The organism is Algoriphagus aquimarinus (assembly GCF_007997215.1).
Lineage (GTDB): Bacteria > Bacteroidota > Bacteroidia > Cytophagales > Cyclobacteriaceae > Algoriphagus > Algoriphagus aquimarinus_A.
This window is the reverse complement of the sequence record NZ_VORW01000002.1, coordinates 572,677-591,128: the sequence shown is the minus strand read 5'-3', so window position 1 is coordinate 591,128 and position 18,452 is coordinate 572,677. Positions and strand designations below refer to the sequence as shown.

At 38.1% G+C, this 18,452-nt stretch carries 13 protein-coding genes; 9 read left to right on the top strand and 4 right to left on the bottom strand.

The features are described 5' to 3' along the window. Positions 1–93: 93 nt before the first annotated feature. From ESV85_RS07045 to ESV85_RS07030, 4 genes are all read left to right on the top strand, one after another. Positions 94–498 carry a hypothetical protein gene (locus ESV85_RS07045; protein WP_146916059.1) on the top strand — a complete coding sequence of 135 codons (405 nt, stop codon included), beginning with the start codon at positions 94–96 and terminating at the stop codon, positions 496–498. Between the two features lie 114 nt (positions 499–612). Beyond that, positions 613–1,650 (top strand): NAD-dependent epimerase/dehydratase family protein, encoded by a 1,038-nt coding sequence (locus ESV85_RS07040; protein WP_146916057.1) that lies wholly within the window; start codon positions 613–615, stop codon positions 1,648–1,650. Positions 1,651–1,691: 41 nt separating this feature from the next. Beyond that, a complete protein-coding gene (locus ESV85_RS07035) occupies positions 1,692–3,191 on the top strand; it encodes a vitamin K epoxide reductase family protein (protein WP_317130772.1) in 1,500 nt (499 codons plus the stop codon). A 641-nt stretch (positions 3,192–3,832) separates the two neighbouring features. Further along, complete coding sequence (locus ESV85_RS07030; RefSeq protein WP_146916053.1) at positions 3,833–5,503, top strand: bifunctional metallophosphatase/5'-nucleotidase; 1,671 nt, start codon at positions 3,833–3,835, stop codon at positions 5,501–5,503. A gap of 60 nt (positions 5,504–5,563) precedes the next feature. Here the strand turns inward: ESV85_RS07030 and ESV85_RS07025 are convergent, their stop codons facing one another. The 3 genes from ESV85_RS07025 to ESV85_RS07015 all read right to left on the bottom strand — a co-directional run bounded on the left by ESV85_RS07025 (position 5,564) and on the right by ESV85_RS07015 (position 8,748). Further along, on the bottom strand, positions 5,564–5,830 hold the full coding sequence (locus tag ESV85_RS07025; protein WP_317130771.1) for a hypothetical protein: 267 nt from the start codon (positions 5,828–5,830) through the stop codon (positions 5,564–5,566). 724 nt (positions 5,831–6,554) lie between these two features. After that, positions 6,555–7,247 (bottom strand): potassium channel family protein, encoded by a 693-nt coding sequence (locus tag ESV85_RS07020; RefSeq protein WP_146916052.1) that lies wholly within the window; start codon positions 7,245–7,247, stop codon positions 6,555–6,557. Positions 7,248–7,254: 7 nt separating this feature from the next. Beyond that, a complete protein-coding gene (locus ESV85_RS07015; protein ID WP_223275927.1) occupies positions 7,255–8,748 on the bottom strand; it encodes a TrkH family potassium uptake protein in 1,494 nt (497 codons plus the stop codon). 2,053 nt (positions 8,749–10,801) lie between these two features. On the opposite strand from ESV85_RS07015, the gene ESV85_RS07010 reads away from it, so the two are divergent. The 5 genes from ESV85_RS07010 (at position 10,802) to ESV85_RS06990 (ending at position 17,276) form a co-directional block, all read left to right on the top strand. Continuing rightward, the gene (locus ESV85_RS07010) at positions 10,802–12,247 is read left to right on the top strand and encodes a dicarboxylate/amino acid:cation symporter (protein WP_146916048.1); all 1,446 of its coding nucleotides are present in this window, start codon (positions 10,802–10,804) and stop codon (positions 12,245–12,247) included. A 41-nt stretch (positions 12,248–12,288) separates the two neighbouring features. Further along, entirely contained in the window at positions 12,289–12,921 is a 633-nt protein-coding gene (locus tag ESV85_RS07005; RefSeq protein ID WP_146916046.1) for a DedA family protein, read from the top strand. Positions 12,922–13,134: 213 nt separating this feature from the next. Continuing rightward, on the top strand, positions 13,135–14,085 hold the full coding sequence (locus ESV85_RS07000; RefSeq protein ID WP_146916045.1) for a TerC family protein: 951 nt from the start codon (positions 13,135–13,137) through the stop codon (positions 14,083–14,085). 290 nt (positions 14,086–14,375) lie between these two features. Next, positions 14,376–15,647 (top strand): hemolysin family protein, encoded by a 1,272-nt coding sequence (locus ESV85_RS06995; RefSeq protein WP_146916043.1) that lies wholly within the window; start codon positions 14,376–14,378, stop codon positions 15,645–15,647. A 300-nt stretch (positions 15,648–15,947) separates the two neighbouring features. Next, positions 15,948–17,276: an MFS transporter gene (locus ESV85_RS06990; protein ID WP_146916041.1), complete on the top strand. Its 1,329-nt coding sequence runs from the start codon at positions 15,948–15,950 to the stop codon at positions 17,274–17,276. Between the two features lie 89 nt (positions 17,277–17,365). Here ESV85_RS06990 and ESV85_RS06985 read toward each other — a convergent pair whose 3' ends face one another. After that, on the bottom strand, positions 17,366–18,334 hold the full coding sequence (locus tag ESV85_RS06985; RefSeq protein ID WP_146916039.1) for a hypothetical protein: 969 nt from the start codon (positions 18,332–18,334) through the stop codon (positions 17,366–17,368). Between the last annotated feature and the right edge of the window lie 118 nt (positions 18,335–18,452).

Below are 18,452 nucleotides of genomic sequence, written 5' to 3'. Positions count from 1 at the left end.
AGAGGAAAGTAAGCATTTAGTCAAATCCTAAAATGAAACAAGGAAAACTCGGTGACATAGCTACCACTATTAAAAATTTAAACTAAGAATAAGATGAAAAAATTACTGATTACCTCAATGCTAATGGCAAGTGCTATATTCTTATTTATAGCCTGCGATTCCAAACAACCCGTAGACCAATTACTAAAAAATGATGTACAACGTTCTGAAATCATAACCTCCTTTATCAATAACCAAGCCTATAGAATGGAGATGATGGATGCCATGATGGCCAATGATAGTAGTAGGAACATAATGGGCCAAAGAATGGTGGGTAGACCTGAAATGATTGGCATGATGATGAGCGACCCTGCAAAAATAATGGGTACGATGGACCATATGGTCAATATGGCGGCTAATGACAGCATCATGTTTAATAACATGATTCAGATGATGAAAGACAAACCGCAAATGTGGAACAAGGTCATGAAAATGACATCTACAACCAATACTAAATAACATCATGCACGATAATACTTGGAATTGGGGAATGGGAATGGGCTGGGGAATGTGGTTTATTCCAATCCTTATCATCGTAGTAGTCCTCTATTTTTTAAGATTTAGAAGACGAAAATGAAAGACAAAGCTGAAGTGGTAATTGTGACGGGAAGCAGTGGAATGATAGGCTCTGCCTTAATTCATAAGCTTGCCGAAAAATACCATGTTATTGGATTTGACCATGATGGCTACCCTTTCCCTCCGGCAGAGGCAGAATGTGTAAGTGTAGACCTCACCAGCGATGACCGAATGGACTTCGCATTCAAAAGGGTTCGCTACGCTTATGGAAACAAAATAGCTTCGGTTATACATCTGGCTGCCTATTATGACTTCTTAGGAGAACCTTCTGATCTATATGATAAAGTGACTGTGAAAGGCACAGCGCGCATGCTGAAATATTTACAGGATTTTGAAGTGGAACAATTTGTTTTTTCAAGTAGCATGTTGGTTTATAAACCCTCCTCCCCTGGCGTTTTGATCACTGAAGAATCTCCTTTAGTACCTAAGTGGGATTATCCGAAATCGAAAGTCACTACCGAAAAAGTAATGAATGAAAAACGGGGCGAAATTCCAATTGTGATGATGCGCATAGCAGGTGTGTATAGTGAAGAAGGTAATTCAATCCCCATCACCAATCAGGTTCAGCGCATCTATGAAAAGCAACTATCGGCAAAACTTTATCCAGCAAATACCGCCCATGGTAGCACCTATGTACATCGAGATGATGTCATTAATGCTATTGCCTTGACAATTGAAAAAAGAAATGATCTTCCCAAGGAAGTTGTGATGAATATTGGCGATGACGAAACCCTGAGCTATAAGGAACTACAAGACATTATCAGTACCGAAATTCATGGTAATAAAATGCCCATCATCGCCATTCCAAAGTGGTTTGCCAAAACTGGGGCATTTATGCTAAATCTTTTTGGCAAAGCCTTTATCAAACCTTGGATGATTGACTTGGCCGATGACCATTATGAAATGGACAGTTCAAAGGCCAAAAAGTTATTGGGCTGGAAACCCAAACACGGTTTGCGAGAAACCTTACCTAAAATGATTGAAAATTTAAAGGACGATCCTAAGAAATTCTATCAAGTTAATAAACTGGAATAACTAGAAAAATCATGGATGATCATGCTAAAAAAATGGAAGGTATGGGCTCGCGAGGTGTCACCCGCCCTATGATGGACATGGAAAAGCACAATACCATGCAAGGTCATGAAAATATGGACATGGGTGCCATGAAAATGAGCGCAGCTGACCGCATGAAAATGCTGAAGGATCATCACAAACAGACGCTCTGGGTCTACTGGGTAATTGTATTACTGGGTGTTTGGATGATTGCTTCGCCACTCACTTTTGATTATGGGAAGAATGTGGTATCACCTGCCGGAGGAAGATCTGTCTGGTTGTCGCTTAGCGATCGCATAGCCGCTATGTATTGGAGCGATATTATCAGTGGGATATTACTTATAATTTTTGGTTGGCGATCACTCAAGCCTAATCGTCCTTATAGTGTTTGGATTATATGTTTTATTGGAATATGGATCAGTATGGCCCCGTTCATTTTTTGGGCACCAACAGCCATAGCTTATTATAACAGCACCATGGTTGGGGCCTTAATTATTGCCTTATCCATCCTTATACCTGGCATGCCCAACATGATCCTATTTATGAAAATGGGGGGCAATGTACCCACTGGCTGGAGTTACAATCCCTCCAGCTGGCCACAGCGCTCACTTATGATTGGCCTGGCATTCATCGGGTGGCTGGCCTCTCGTTATTTGGGAGCATTTCAATTAGGCTATATTGATACTGTCTGGGATCCATTTTTTGGGGAAGGCACGTTAAACGTTTTGAACTCTGATATGTCACATAGTTGGCCGATTTCAGATGCAGCCTTAGGCACGCTCGCCTACACGCTGGAATTTCTGATGGGATTTATGGGAGGTACTTCCAGATGGCGTACAATGCCCTGGATGGTCACCTTTTTTGGTATTTTGGTCATTCCACTAGGTTTTGTGAGCATATTCTTGGTGATATCACAGCCGCTTGCAGTAGGTGCCTGGTGTGCCTTTTGCCTATTTTCTGCCATTGTTATGCTTCCCATGATTCCCTTACAGATCGATGAAGTTATTGCCATGTGGCAGCACATGGTACAGCGGAAACAAAAAGGAGATTCGTTATGGAAAGTGTTCTGGAAAGGTGGCGATGCACTTTCTACAGAAATGGATCAACGTTCCCCTGAATTGGTAACATTTGTTGACAATCCGTGGAAGGTTTTTAAATCATCCATATGGGGAATGACTGCCCCTTGGCAATTGACTATTTCTGTAATCATTGGGCTTTGGCTGATGTTTTCACCTACAGTTTTTCAGATGGGAATAGAAACATCCTATGCTAATCTGAATCACTTGGGAGGAGCTCTCGTGATTGTTTTTGCGGTAGTGGCTATGGCCGAGGTGCTCAGAAGTTTTCGCTACTTCAACGTATTGTTAGGTCTTGCACTAGCAGTTATGCCCTGGTTGCTGGAGGATAGTGGTATGTCCCTCACAATCAGCAGTAGCCTGTCCGGAATTACTATTATGGCCCTCTCCTTTTCAAAAGGAAAAATCAATGAAACGTATGGGCTTTGGGATAAATATGTGGTGTGAAAAAAATGCTTATTGAGAAAGGTAAGATGGTAGTCTATATCAGGATTTTAATAGCGCATTGACACATTTAGTTTAATGACACTCTCCATACAGATACTTTGGCTTTTTATATTGGCCTTGCCCATTGCTTGGAAGGTTACACAGTACAACCCTACAGAAAAGAAAATTCTTTTACCTGTTTACTTATAAGTATTGCTTCAGCCATTACGTAACAATTCTATTACCCCACTAAGCGTAGATTGCGTCTCCGCTTTTATATTTTTCAGGGAATTGTCCTGCAGTTTCAGACTTTCACCCGCATAGATTTCCTGTGTACGTCCAGTGGACAAAATGCTAACTTTAACCACTTCATTTATAGCTTTTATTTCTAAATTGGAAGAAAAGAGGATACAAATAAAATCTCTTTTAAGAACAATTTGAATCAAGTTTTTTGGATAAAAATCTCAAAGCTACTACTCGCAAAAACTTGGTTCCCAAGCTAATCCTTCGGTTTTTTTTTCGGGTTGTTTTTTAGTAATGTGAGGAATGTCACCAAAATCAAGAGACCTGAATACTTAATATCACATGAAATATGAGTTTTAACTGTTTTGGAAATACAATTCACAAAAGGTTGAGATCAGGAACTAACCCAAAATAACTAAATGAAAAAATCAAGAAGAACGTTTCTTACGAAAATAGGTGCTTTAGGCGCAAGTTCTGGTCTTTTAGGACTAACCACTTCCAAAGCAATAGCAAACCCCTCAAAATCAACCCCTGAAAAATTCAAGCTTACAATATTCCAAACTACTGACGTGCATTGTCAAATCCATGCACATGATGAGTTATTCTGGGAAAATGAAAAAGCAGTATTTCGTAAAACTGGAGGCTATGCACATCTAAAAACATTTATAGATCAGGAGCGCAAGAAAACTGAAAATAGCTTTTTGATTGATACTGGTGATATGTTTCAGGGTTCAGAGCTATCCGTGAAAACTACAGGAGAAGCCATGCTCCCTATTTTGAATTCGCTAGGTTATGATCTATATCTTCCCGGAAATTGGGAAGTCGTTTATTATAAGAAAACAATGCAACACCTTTTGGGCTCATTGACAGCCCCTAAGGTTTGTGCAAATATGTACCATGATCTAGGAGATGGAACGAAAGGAGAATTGATTTTCCCTCCATATTACATCTGGAGCATAAACGGGGTTAAAATTGGATTTCTAGGCTATACAGATCATTTGGTTCCAAAGCGACAGTCACCAAATTATAGTAAAGGCATTGTCTATACCAAGCCCGAAGAAAACTTGGCTCATTATGTGGATGTCCTTAGAAATCAGGAGAAATGCGCATTTGTGGCGATAGTAGCTCACTTGGGTCTTTCTCAGCAGATTCATTTAGGAAATCTGCCTGCCTGCGAAGGTGTAGATTACATCCTTGGAGGTGATACACATGAGCGTGTTAGAACGCCAATTCAATCTACCTATACCAAAGTGGTGGAGCCCGGTGCTTTCGGATCTTTTGTAGGAAAGCTTGAATTGGAATTTGAACACGGAAAATTGATTTCTGATGAGTATGAATTAATGGAAGTCAATGCCGAAAAATATCCAGCTGCTCCAGAAATGACACAACTCATCAAAAGTAATGAGGGTCCCTATTTAGCCGATATTCAGAAAGTGGTGGGGTATTCTACTATCCCGCTTTACAGATATTTTGTGATAGAAAACACCATCGACACCCTCGTCCTGGATGCGATCAGCTGGCAAAATCCGGATATAGATATTATACTTTCCAATGGATTCAGGTTTTGCCCTCCTCGATCTACGCCAGATCATACTGGAAATATTCCTATCACCAATGGATTTATTTACGATATGCTCCCGGTGAATTCAAATATCCGAACAGGAAAGGTGACTGGCGAGCAAATCAGGTTCTGGCTAGAGAAAGAGTTAAATAATGTTTTTGCTAAAGAGGCCTCACAACGATTTGGAGGATGGGTAGTCAAATTCAAAGGAATGTATGTGGAATTCAATGCTTTTGGAGAAGAAGGAGACAGAGTAAAAGAACTCAAAATAGCTGGAAAGCCGATCGACTTAACAAAAACGTATACTATCTCTGCCTGCGAACGAGAAGGAGATCCAGATGAAATCCTCTGTAGATTCGTTGGAGTCAAAGAAACAAAAAATACGGAATACACGCTTCATGAAGCTATTCAGAATTACTTAGCTGAAAACTCACCAGTTACACCAATTCCACCAAAATCAGCTATTGCGCTTGATGCTCCCGAGACCTTGCTGACACAAGTTCACGGCGTACCCTATGAGTTTACTTAAGAAAAATCAAAAAGAATAAGTTGTTTTCACCCCAAAAGCCGATCGAATGATCGGCTTTTTTTATGTCTTTCTACTTTTTCTCGAAATCAAGCCTGTTAGTAAAAATCCTACTACAAAAATAGAAGCAATCAAAATCCCCGTCACTCCCTTAGGAAGTCCTGATACTATGAAATAAGGAAAGACTTTATCTGCATTCTCCATTAGCTGCAATTCAGCTGGCAACAAGTCAGGATATGCTTGATAATAAGAAAAAAGAGCTGTACCTATAAAGAAGAAAAGTAAGGAAACAGGAACATAAAGTAAGCTTCCCTGCCAGGTAGATTTCACCGCTTTTTTTTCAGTTTTGGCAGTAATGTAGCGCTGTATATAGTTTGGTTAATCCCGAAATTCTGTAGGTTGATAAACAGTCCCTAAACCAGAATCATCCAGAAAGTTGATTCCAAGAAATAACTCGCTGTTCCTGTTTCTCAATAATCAGATCGGTAAACTTCTCATAGATATCTGATGATCCATTTGATCTTTATGGGTTGTTGCTCTTGCTTCCAAAGGCATTTCGGACTCTCTTTTCTACTGGTATTTTTGAGGAGGTTTTTGCTTCAATCTTCATAGCTTTTGTGTTTTGGTTTGACAATACTTATGAAGCTGCACCAGCCTGAGACCGGCACTAAGTGCAAGAGGAAACGGAATAAATCAGCAACCGCAAGAGCGCTGGCTTTATGCCTTAGTCTCTTGCCTCGTGTGATGGGATCAGGCTAAATTGGCTAATGAAGGAATAGAAAAAATAAAATTGATTTGTGTAAACCTATTTTAGGACAAGACATAGATCATGAATTCCTAAAGTAGTGTACACTTGATAACTCCTAGCTGCAGTACTCAAACTATCTTTAAATAACATACATTCATATCAAAATGGCCTAATGAAATGAACAAATATAATTCAATATCCTTGGTGAAGGATCAGGTCCAATAATTTGAAATTGAAGAATTAGCCGATCATTTTATTTTGAAAATGGATTAATAAGAAATAACCATTATTACATACCAATTCAAATCACATTTTCTCAAACTTAAAAAATTCTTTGATGTGTTTATTTGACCCATATAGAACCAAAATATCCGTACTCTCAAGCTTTTGATCCGGAGTTGCTATTCCCTGTATGTTCAATTCGGTTTGTTGAGATCCCAGCAAACTTTTTACTTCATACTGTTTCATGATAGTTAATACCAATAGGTTAAATTTACTTCGGAACCCAATTTCCCTGATGGTCCTCCCGATATACTCCTTAGGTACCTTTGCTTCAACAATACTAAAATGTTCATTTAGCTCAAAAGAATCTACTACATTTTTAATACATAGTTTTTTTGACCATCTCTCCGCTGTTTCTTCTTCTGGATGGACAATTTCATCCACTCCAATTGCTTTTAAAACTTTTTCATGAAGTGGATTAATTGCCCTGCTAATCAATCGCTTAACCTGCATATTTTTAAATATAGCAGTTGACATAATATTCGCACCCTGATCTTCTCCGATAGCCACTATTACAATATCAGTATCTTCCAGCGGTAAACCCGAAACTGTAAACTCATCAGTAGCATCCATGCAGATGGTATGAGAAATTTTTTCCTTATATAAATCAACTTTCTCCATTCTTGTATCAATCCCAATCACCTCATTTCCTTGAGCTGTTAATTTTTGAGAAAGTGAGGAACCGAAGTTCCCGAGACCTACAACTATATATTTCATTTAATCTTTAGTTTATTGTAATTTCTTCTGTTGGGTATCTATAATTCTTATGCTTGACTTTATTGAAAAATGCAATGATGATAGACAACATACTAACCCGACCCACAAACATGATTACGATGATGATAAATTTACTTGGCTCCGATAAATCTGCAGTAATACCCAAACTTAAGCCAACTGTACTGTAGGCAGAAAAACATTCAAATGCGATATCCTTTAAATTCTTCTCACTGTCGAATAAGGAAATCAACATGATGCCTAAACCAATAACAATCAATGAAAGAGAAATGGTAGCAAAGGCTCTTCTGACAGAAATGTCTGCAATTTCTCTTCTAAAAACCTCCAATCGTGTTTTTCCTTTTGCCAAGCTTAAAATATTTAAAGTGGCAATCGCGAAAGTACTAGTCTTGATACCACCACCGGTTGAAACCGGGGATGCTCCAATCCACATCAGAAGAAACACCATCATCGTGGTTGGAAATAGCATGGAGGCAGTGTCAATTGAGTTAAAGCCCGCAGTTCTTGGAGTAGTAGCACCAAATAAAGCCGTAACAATTTTGCCAAAACTAGTATGTCCTTCCAGTGTATTATGAAATTCCAAAATATAGAATATTGCAAAGGCCACCAGCGAAATACTCACCGTGGTAATTAAATTAATTCTACTGTTGATAGTTAATACCCATGGTCTAGATTCAAAATTTCTTTTTCTATTGAAAAGAATCTTCTTTGATCTATATTTCAGGTAGTTTAAAATATTTGAAACAATAGAAAATCCCAATCCTCCCAATACAAAAGTTGCAATAATAACAAGGTGCAGGAAATAATTATATTTAAATCCCTTTTCAAATAAGCTGTTTGGTAACGTTGAAAAACCAGCATTGCAAAAAGCGGAAATAGAATGAAATGCGGAGAAAAAGAACCTATTAATATGGGACGGGAAATTCTGTGTATCTAAACTAAAAAATATCGAAACTGCAGAGAAAAATTCAATTCCAAACGTAATCAGGATCACATTCTTTAAGGTAGAATATACTTCACCTAATTTTTTTGAATTGTTCATATCACCCAACACCAATTGGTTTTCATAGGTAGCACCACCACTAAAAAAATAACTGAAATAACTAGCAAAAGTCAAAATACCCAATCCCCCAATCTGTATCAGCAACATGATAATTACTTGCCCAAACTCGGTAAAGTAGCTTCCTGTATCCACTACCACCAAGCCTGTGACACATACAGCACTAGTGGATGTGAAAAGTGCATCAATAAACGATAGCCCATTATATGTGGCATTTGGAAGCATTAGCATTCCAGTACCAAAAAGGATTATCAAAAAAAAACTTCCAACAAACAATTGTGCCGGATTCAAAATCGTCCTTTTATAACTCACTTTTAACTCGGAAAACTCTCTGATAAAAGTGGCAAGGACTGCTATGCGAACCCAAATCGGATTCTCGAGGAGCAGATCTGTTTCAAATGGAACCCCTACAAACAGGTACATGTAATAGATCCACAAAGTGAAAACAACTGAAAATAAATCAAAAACAAATACACTCTTCTTTATTCTCTTATTTATACTGAGATATCGGGAGATTGTCGAAACAATTCCTATGGCCAGAACAAAAAAGAAAAATCCGTCAAAAAAACTTTGTGTTGACCTTTCCTGAAAAAAACCAAAATCGGAAATGAGAGCAAAAATTCCCAGAGCACTAATCCAAAATGCAATTTTGTTTAAATATTTCAAATCGAATTTCATTCGTCAAAGGTATTTAATCAAAGGAATTTTCCAACGGCAAAATCTTGGTAAATTGATATGTGTACCTACTCCAATGGAGGACCATTAAATATCAATCCTGAAAAAATATAAATGAGATCCAAAAGTTATTAAATAGAATGAGGGTGCTTCAAATCATTCCTTTGAGAGATAATAGAAGTGAAAAACATTTCATACACACTATAAACAACCATTCCTACAAATCCCACGCAAGAAAGTGAAGAAATCGTGGATGTTGGAAATCCCTACTTCTACTGCTTGCACTTACTGATAAGTATACCCGCCCTGTTAATTGAAAGACTCAGTCTATCCTACATAATATTACCAATGCTATCTGATAATTTCTTGGCAGAATCTCCCTTTACCTGCCCTGAAACAAATTTACCGACTATGCCTATGATTAGATCTGTAAATATTAATCAGATCCGTAAACTTCTCATAGTTATCCGGTGATCCATCTGCTCTTTGCAGGTTATTAACCTTGCTGCCAAAGGTATTTGGCTCAATTCCTTTTGCAGATGTTTTTTTTAGTCTTCATTGCTTTTGTTCTTTGGTTAGACAAATCTGACATATTGGTATGAAGCAGCACCAGCCTAGACCGAGACTTCCTGCAAGAGGCAAGAAAAACACAGCGGAGCTAGCGGAATTATGCCGGAAGCCTCTGGTTGCTAGGCTTCCTAAGGCCAAATTTTTAAAGAATTCAGGGGTAAAAAAGTCTAATTACCCCATTAATTTATAGAGAATTAAGTAGGATAATGTTTTGGAAATAATCCCTAACACTTCATAATTATCACGTAACTAATAATCCTATTTATTACCATTAATAAATAATTGCGCTCTTTACAAAGTGAATTTTATTTCAGCTAGCTTTAGCATCAGATAGATCATATGAGGATTTTAGCAGTCTTATTCTTATTTCTTAATCTAGTTGCTTCGGTAACTTTCTGGGCAGGTGATATACCTGTGAGCTTAGACTCGACTCTTCAGCCAACCCGAGAATTACCACAAGCTACCTTTTCTATTGAGCAAAGTTCATTCTTAGAATTGGGAGATGCTCTTACTATCAGGATTATCTCGGAAACATTGGTTCTTAGGACTGCTCCTTGTTTTTTTAAATCCCAATTCCTACGAAGCAGTTTTTCAGGTTTATCGGCATTTTGCCAAACAATTGAACAGAATTATAAAAAGACCGCGTTAACAATAGACGCAAACTTACCTGCTTTTTTAATCGTTTTTCCCCATCATTACTTCACTTAGCAAAAAGCTACAAGTCAGGGTTTTGACCTGGAACGCAGCATAATACTTTAACACATCCAATTACATCTTTTTGGAAAGTTGACTTTCCAAATGAGACAAGAATTGCAGCAATCGGCCATGCTTAATTTCATCAGTCGACTTGTATTAGTACCTGTTCTGGTCAAGAACCTGTATTCCATTTCTGAATGATTAATTGGCTGTGGCCTGACTAAATCAGACTGCGCTCCTTTCAAATCTTGCACTACCAATTCTCAAAACCATCTACTTGTCATATAAGAAGAGAGGAATAATTCCAATTGTAGGCTATTTAGGAAGAATTCTTTGGTAAGGAAAAAGTGAGAATACTAAAGGGAGATTATCCTTAATTCATTCCAACTACTTGCATTTTGGGATATCCTCTTTGCAAATAAGTGCCAAAACTAAAAATCAGGCTTTAAGTAGTAAACCTTTTCAATCGGTGTTGAATAACAATACCCTCAACTATCAATTCTTCCTAATTATATAAGCGATAAGATTCCGCATCATGAAACTTAAAAAAACATCCTATATTTCTTATTTTATAGCCACAGTGGGTACACAAGCCGCAATTTTTATTGTGCTCCATATGCTTTGGCCTGGACTTGTTTCTGATTCCATACTAATGGCAAGTCGGTGGCTAGGCTTGCTGGCAATTGTAGTGTACTGCCTGAAAAGAGCTTCCCTTACTTCATGGATTTTTGGCAGTATGCTTATAGGAACTGCCATAGGCATGGATTTTCCTGAGCTAGCGATGAATCTAAAAGTGGTCAGTCAGATTTTTCTCAGAATGATTAAGACGGTGATTGCCCCACTCCTATTCGCCACTCTGGTCGTAGGTATAGCTGGACATTCCAACTTAAAACAAGTTGGTAGAATGGGTTGGAAGTCACTTCTATATTTCGAAGTGGTCACTACGTTTGCTTTGTTGATCGGAGTATTGGCAATCAATATATCCAAAGCAGGTGTCGGTATTGAGCTGCCTGTGGGCGAAGTTCCTATTCAAGGTACAGCAAGAACTTGGCAGGAGGTGATTCAACATATTTTCCCCGAGAATATCGCAAAATCTATTTTTGAAGGAGAGATTCTTCAAATAGTCATTTTCAGTATTCTGTTTGGGATAGGCTTGGCATTGGTAAAAGATGAAAAAAAGAAGCAAACCATGCTTTCTTTCACTGAAAGTCTTTCTGAGGTTATGTTCAATTTTACCCGTGTAATTATGTATTTCGCACCCTTCGGTGTTGGAGCCGCAATAGCATACACAGTAGGTGAAATGGGTTTGGGAATCTTGGTTAATCTATTTCATTTGTTGGCCACACTGTATGTTGCTTTGCTAGCATTCCTACTTCTGGTTTTACTTCCTATCGCGCTTATTCTTAAAATCCCTGTATTAAAATTCTTAAAGGCAATCTCTGAGCCGGTTTCTATCGCCTTTGCAACCACCAGTTCGGAGGCGGCACTTCCCAAAGCGATGGAGGCGATGGAAAAATTTGGTGTTCCCCGCAAAATAGTCGCATTTGTTATGCCAACTGGCTATAGTTTCAATCTGGACGGAACGACGCTATACCTGTCCCTAGCAGCAATTTTTGTTGCCCAAGTAGGTGGGATAAATATGGGGATAGAAGATCAGCTTTTAATGGTGCTCACTTTAATGCTCACTAGCAAAGGAGTAGCTGGAATTCCAAGAGCCTCCTTGATCATTCTGATGGGAACTGCAGCTAGCTTTAATTTACCAATGGCACCTATCTTTTTGATCCTGGCAATCGATGAATTAATGGATATGGCAAGAACATCAGTCAATGTGATTGGAAATTGTCTGGCCACCTGTGTGATAGCAAAATGGGAAGGTGAATTTGATCTTCCTTCATCTAAAGACTTAGATTTTGTTTCCACTGAACCCGCCTTGAATAAGGAGATTCAGGAGATGTTGAATAATCGGGTTGAGCGTGTATAATCCATCCCTAAAAATCTATTCAGAGTTAAACCAACTATAGCATGTATGAATTTATACAAAACATTTTAGCGCTTCTGAGCCCTGAATTGATAATTGATAAGGGCGGGCTCATACTTCTACTTGTTATAATCTTTACAGAAAACGGACTGTTCTTTGGGTTCTTTTTACCTGGAGATTCTCTGTTGTTTCTGGCGGGGATGCTTTGTGGGTTACCAGTTTTAAATATTCACATTTTGCCATTGATATCTTGCATTACCTTAGTGGCTTTCTTAGGATATATGGTATCCTATGCAGTGGGAGCAAAATTTGGTAACTGGTTAGTTGCCCGACCCGACTCATTTTTCTTTAAAGCGAAGTATGTTAATATGGCCGAAGCTTACTTTGAAAAGAGACATAAAGGGGCAATGATTATAGGTAGATTTATCCCGGTTATCCGGACTTTTCTACCGCTTTGCATGGGTATGATAAAATCAGATATCAAGATATTTATGGTCTATAATTTCATGGGTTCACTACTCTGGACTTCAAGCCTGGTGCTAGCGGGATATATGTTAAAACTTATTTTTCCAGAGCTTATAGATTATATCGAATGGATAATTGTGATTATAGTCGCGCTTACAACTATTCCATTGCTTAGGCAATATTTAAGTTTTAAAAAAGATCAAGGTGCTTAACCAACATCATAATTCTATGGATACAAAAATTTGGATTGGTATTATTCTCAAACTTGGAATTAGTGCTTTAGATTTAGTTATTAGGAGAATCGTGTTGATATCAAATCATGAACTCTCTTTTAATCTCAATTTGGAGGAAAGAAAACTCCTTTTACCTCAGCAAAACAACTTATTTATATCATCAATTAAACAGTAGAAACAGCCATTGTAACTATGAATGTGTGGATTATTTTCATCGCAAGTATATTGCTTTTTCTTTCTTTAGATCTAGGAGTATTTAACAAAAAAGCCCATGTAATTCAGACCAAAGAGGCAGCAATTTGGACAGCAATCTGGGTTACTATCGCTTTACTATTTTCAGGGGTCATTTGGTGGCTTTTTTCCAATGAGCTCATTCCAAATCCTACCGATCTAAAACCTGAAGTTGCAGTCCTTAAATATGTGACAGGCTATTTAATTGAGTTATCTCTTAGCATAGATAATATTTTTGTGATTGCGGTTATTTTCAGGTCTTTTAGTATTCCAGCCATTTATCAGCACAGGGTACTTTTTTGGGGCATAATTGGAGCAATTTTATTTAGGGCCCTGATGATAATTTTCGGTGTGGCTCTTATCAACAAATTTGACTGGATAGTATATGTATTTGGTGCCTTTCTGATTTTCACTGCCTATAAAATGCTGAAATCGGATGAATCTGAGTTCAACCCTAAGGAATCATTTGTTTTCAAAAAATTGAGAAAAGTAATTCCTTTTACAGCTCATATGAACGGGGAACATTTCTTTATTAAAAAAAGGGGAATACGATTAGCCACACCACTATTCATGGCTTTGATCATTATAGAGCTCACTGATATTCTTTTTGCACTTGATAGTATTCCTGCCATTCTTGCTATAACAGCCGACCCTTTTATAGTTTTCAGTTCGAATATCCTTGCAATTATGGGATTAAGATCAATGTACTTCCTGATCTTCCGCATGCTCAATAAATTTCGATTTATTAATTTCACTCTGGTGGGTATTTTGGCCTTTGTGGGTATTAAAATGATAATCTCTCATCATGTAGAAATGCCCGAATGGCTATCATTAGTAGTAATATCTCTCGCGCTGGCAGGGGGTATTTTGGCTTCAGTGCTAATTCCTGTAAAGGCGGGTGAAAGTGGTTAAATGAGTATACGATTTTTTATTCAGATTATAAGCAGATATCAATTGAATGGGTTTTATTAGGGTTTCACTCTTCTTAAATACTACACCTGCATTGATGATTTCTTACAAAGCCAGCTTGTTGTTTTGATAGTTAACTCCACCTTTCCAAAAAATTGCAATTCTCTACTTATTAGGAAGTTATACTCGCTAGAATAACCTGCTCAAGTGGTCCGTTTTTTAAGACTATGAATAAATCCTTAAAAGAAAATTACCAATTAGCTAACTTTATTATCACTTTAAACTAATACAATTTGGAAATCTTGATCATTGTTTTTTTAATACTACTTAACGGGGTTTTTGCTATGTCAGAACTGGCACTTGTATCATCCCGGAAATTTAAGTTAGAAAACCAAAAGAAACGAGGTATTTCTGGGGCGAAGGCAGCATTAGAGCTTTCGGAAAACCCAGGGAAATTTTTATCAACTGTCCAGATCGGTATAACCTTAATTGGCATTCTTTTAGGTGTTTATAGCGGGGAAAATCTCACAGAGGATTTTGCATTATGGCTTTCAGATATAGGATTTGTTGCACCTTATGCCAATACTTTGGCAGTGGGAGGAATTGTAATTATGGTCACCTATTTCTCCATAGTTCTAGGAGAATTGTTCCCTAAACGCATGGGGATGACTTACCCCGAAACAATTGCTGCATTGGTATCCCGCCCCATGATAATACTATCCAAAATCACAAGTCCCTTTGTGTGGTTGCTCACCTCATCAAATGATCTGCTTTTAAGGCTCTTTGGAATAAAAAATAAGTCAGAAAATGCGGTATCAGAAGAAGAAATAAAATCTATTCTTCGTCATAGTGCTCAAGGAGGTGAAATAATGAATATCGAGCATGATATAGTGGAACGTGTATTTGAACTTGGTGACAGGAGGATTAACAGCCTTTTCACACATCGCAATGAACTGATTTATTTTGATATTGCAGACGATGAAAAAACCATCAAAAATAAAATCAGCCTTGAAAAGCATTCCGCTTATCCACTTTGTCTTAATAATGACTTAGACAATATTGTGGGATTGGTTCTAGTAAAAGACCTGTTCGATAAAAAGCTTTCAGCCAATTTTGATCTACGTACAATTGCACATGAGCCATTGTACTTAAATGAAACCATGTATGCCTTTCAGGCCTTGGAACTATTTAAGGTCAAACAGCTCCATTATGGAATTGTGGTAGATGAATATGGAGTCACTATAGGAATCATAACATTGGATGATATAGTAGATGCAATATTTGGCGATACTTCTGAACCTGGCCAAGAAGAATTTAAGATCTATCAGCGGGAAGATAGTACCTGGCTAATAGATGGCCAACTTCCTGTTCACGATTTTGAAAAGTACTTTAACACCGGAACTGATTTTAGAAACAAATCTTATACTACGTTAGCAGGCTTAATACTTAATATGTCCCAAACTATTCCTGAAGAAGGTAGTTATGTGGATTTTGAAGGATTTAGGCTGGAAATTATAGACAAAGATGGACCTCGTATTGACAAAGTACTGGTGAGGAAAATATAACTTATTCACACTGGATTACTCTTCAAGAGCTACCCTATTCATATAAAATAAGTAATCCGCCTTAATTAATTATACTTCAACTAGGTTACTGCTACTAAACAGGTATGATTTCCAAAGTTCCATTCAATACACTATAATCAAGATCCAAAATATCAAACAATTTTTTTTTAAGTGTACCGCCAAGTAAAATAAAAGGCCAAAGGTTCCTTACAGTATTTAGTCAACATCCTTACCATATCACCATTAGCATACCCATCTATTAAATTTCACAGAACTTTATCCAATGCTCTTCACTAGCTAATGAAACCACTAAAAAAAATCACTTCTGAAATTAGTGCCGAATTTCTCGTGAATCCAGGAAATGTTAACCTTGTGGAGACACCTATTAAAGTCGGGAATTTCCGATGGAGGATTTGCGCGCTCTTGTTTTTTGCGACCACAATTAATTACATAGATAGACAGGTATTAGGAATTTTAGCTCCTCAACTTCAGACCGATATGAATTGGTCAGAAGTCCAATATGGGTATATCATTACTGCTTTCCAGTTTGCCTATGCCCTTGGCTTTCTGATTATGGGTAATATTATGGACAGATTTGGAACCAGAAAGGGATTCTCATTTGCTGTTGTTTTGTGGAGCTTTGCTGCAATGCTTCATGCCGCTGCTAGTTCAGCTTTTACTTTTGGGCTAGCCCGATTTGGATTAGGCATTGGTGAAGCAGGAAACTTCCCTGCTGCAATAAAAACTGTGTCGGAGTGGTTTCCCAAGAAGGAAAGGTCTTTAGCGATTGGGATATTCAATTCCGGAGCCAATATTGGCGCAATTGTGGCTCCTCTGGCAGTTCCTTTTATTGCCTTACGTTTTGGATGGGAATGGGCCTTTATAATTACCGGAGCCTTGGGTTTTATCTGGCTAGTATTTTGGCTAGTCACTTACAAAAAGCCGGAATTACATCCGAAAGTATCAAAAGCTGAGCTGGATTACATTCAATCTGATGCGGAAGAAAATGTGGAAAGGATTCCCTGGCTTAAGTTGTTTCCACATCGGCAAACCTGGGCTTTTGCTTTGGCAAAATTCATGACCGATCCGATCTGGTGGTTCTACCTCTACTGGTTGCCTAAATATCTGAATACCTCACACGGTCTAACCTTGGACAAAATAGGACTGCCACTAGTGGCTATTTATTTGTTTTCAGATTTCGGAAGTATAGCCGGAGGTTGGTTATCTTCTTTTCTAATCAACACAGGTTGGAGCGTTAATTCCGCCAGAAAGACCACGATGCTTATTTGTGCGCTGGCTGTTCTTCCTATATTTTTCGCATCCCAGACCGCCAATTTATGGATTGCTGTAGGCTTAATAAGCCTGGCAACAGCTGCCCACCAAGGCTGGTCAGCTAATTTATTTACCCTGGTTTCCGATATGTTTCCAAAAAATGCAGTGGGCTCTGTTGTGGGAATAGGAGGAATGTTCGGAGCTGTTGGGGGAATGTTAATTGCTACAGCAACTGGCTATCTACTTGAAAAGACAGGAAGCTATGTCCCTATATTCATTATTGCCAGTGTTTCTTATCTCTTTGCCCTAATCTTGGTTCAGGTCTTAGCCCCAAAATTAAAACCCATAAACCCATAAATGAACAAGGGAAAAGCAAGTCATTCCAAGGGCAGAAAACATTCCATATTGAAACCTAAAACCTTTGTCCGAGATCAAAATTGTGCCTGCTATACTTCCATTACGTTTAACATTCCGACTGCATACGCCAGCAAAATACTTACAATCAATCCTATATTGACTTTATAAAGATCCCTGAAAATTTGCTTTCTGGAATTACCGATTTCGTTTTTGTTGAGACGGTAACTGATCGCAATTTCACGGCCGGCCAAAATCCCGATAAATACCCAAGTGGTGCTCATGGGGACGTTGCTCAACTCTGTAAACAGAAACAATACGATGGCATAGGTAAGGTCTATAAAGGTGGCCGACCGAATGTGCTCGGTGTTGGATTTGGAGTGCACAATTTCCTGAATCTTACCTCCTCTGGATCTAAAGAGATGAGCCATTAAAACCAAAATGATGATTAAGGAAGTGACCAGTTCTGTCAATGTCAATTGCCGAGGTAAATACACATAAAGATTGGCAAAATCCTGAACCAACCATTGAGACCATAACAGACCAGTGGACAGCCATTGCGCTACGAGCCAGCCTTTTTTTGCTTTATCTTTCTCTGATCTGGAAATGCTTTCTTTTGACTCAAATCGCTTGGCGATCAAAAGATAAATCGCAAATGCAAAAACAAATGCTACTGCGTATCCCAAAACTGACTTCAGGATCATCTTTTCAATTACAGTCTGGGATGAAAAAACACTTAAGATCATAAAAGTGGTACTAACCGGAAGACCAAACCTGGTAAGGATGATCAAAACTATAGGCGGGATTATATACCAATAAGGCATGTTTTCCGGAAGCGGAATCATGTCCAGTCTACCATAGGAAACGTCTCCCTGATGTGTAATCCAACCGTAAACCAGCACTATTGTTAAAATGGATCCTGCATAGAACCACAAAACCCACCATTTCTTTTTATGATTAGAAGTAAGAAATGTCCCTAATGTCTGAATGACATCATTACCTATAACAGAATAGGTTGCCAAAATAAAGGCAATCAAAGGTATGACCTGTTGTAAATTCATTGTGTCCTAAGAGAAGTAGATTTTGCCCCATTTTTCCGATGGGATTGATTATAACTTTGAAAGTAAAATAGTCGGTAAACACAATGAGTTTATATGTACAAAATTGGCAATTTTCTCT

What these genes read in the sequence shown, in the direction of transcription:
- ESV85_RS07045 (WP_146916059.1), top strand. Translation starts at nt 94, where the DNA reads ATGAAAAAATTACTGATTACCTCAATGCTAATGGCAAGTGCTATATTC.
- ESV85_RS07040 (WP_146916057.1), top strand. Translation starts at nt 613, where the DNA reads ATGAAAGACAAAGCTGAAGTGGTAATTGTGACGGGAAGCAGTGGAATG.
- ESV85_RS07035 (WP_317130772.1), top strand. Translation starts at nt 1,692, where the DNA reads ATGGGCTCGCGAGGTGTCACCCGCCCTATGATGGACATGGAAAAGCAC.
- ESV85_RS07030 (WP_146916053.1), top strand. Translation starts at nt 3,833, where the DNA reads ATGAAAAAATCAAGAAGAACGTTTCTTACGAAAATAGGTGCTTTAGGC.
- ESV85_RS07020 (WP_146916052.1), bottom strand. Translation starts at nt 7,247, where the DNA reads ATGAAATATATAGTTGTAGGTCTCGGGAACTTCGGTTCCTCACTTTCT.
- ESV85_RS07015 (WP_223275927.1), bottom strand. Translation starts at nt 8,748, where the DNA reads ATGTACCTGTTTGTAGGGGTTCCATTTGAAACAGATCTGCTCCTCGAG.
- ESV85_RS07010 (WP_146916048.1), top strand. Translation starts at nt 10,802, where the DNA reads ATGAAACTTAAAAAAACATCCTATATTTCTTATTTTATAGCCACAGTG.
- ESV85_RS07005 (WP_146916046.1), top strand. Translation starts at nt 12,289, where the DNA reads ATGTATGAATTTATACAAAACATTTTAGCGCTTCTGAGCCCTGAATTG.
- ESV85_RS07000 (WP_146916045.1), top strand. Translation starts at nt 13,135, where the DNA reads ATGAATGTGTGGATTATTTTCATCGCAAGTATATTGCTTTTTCTTTCT.
- ESV85_RS06990 (WP_146916041.1), top strand. Translation starts at nt 15,948, where the DNA reads ATGAAACCACTAAAAAAAATCACTTCTGAAATTAGTGCCGAATTTCTC.
- ESV85_RS06985 (WP_146916039.1), bottom strand. Translation starts at nt 18,334, where the DNA reads ATGAATTTACAACAGGTCATACCTTTGATTGCCTTTATTTTGGCAACC.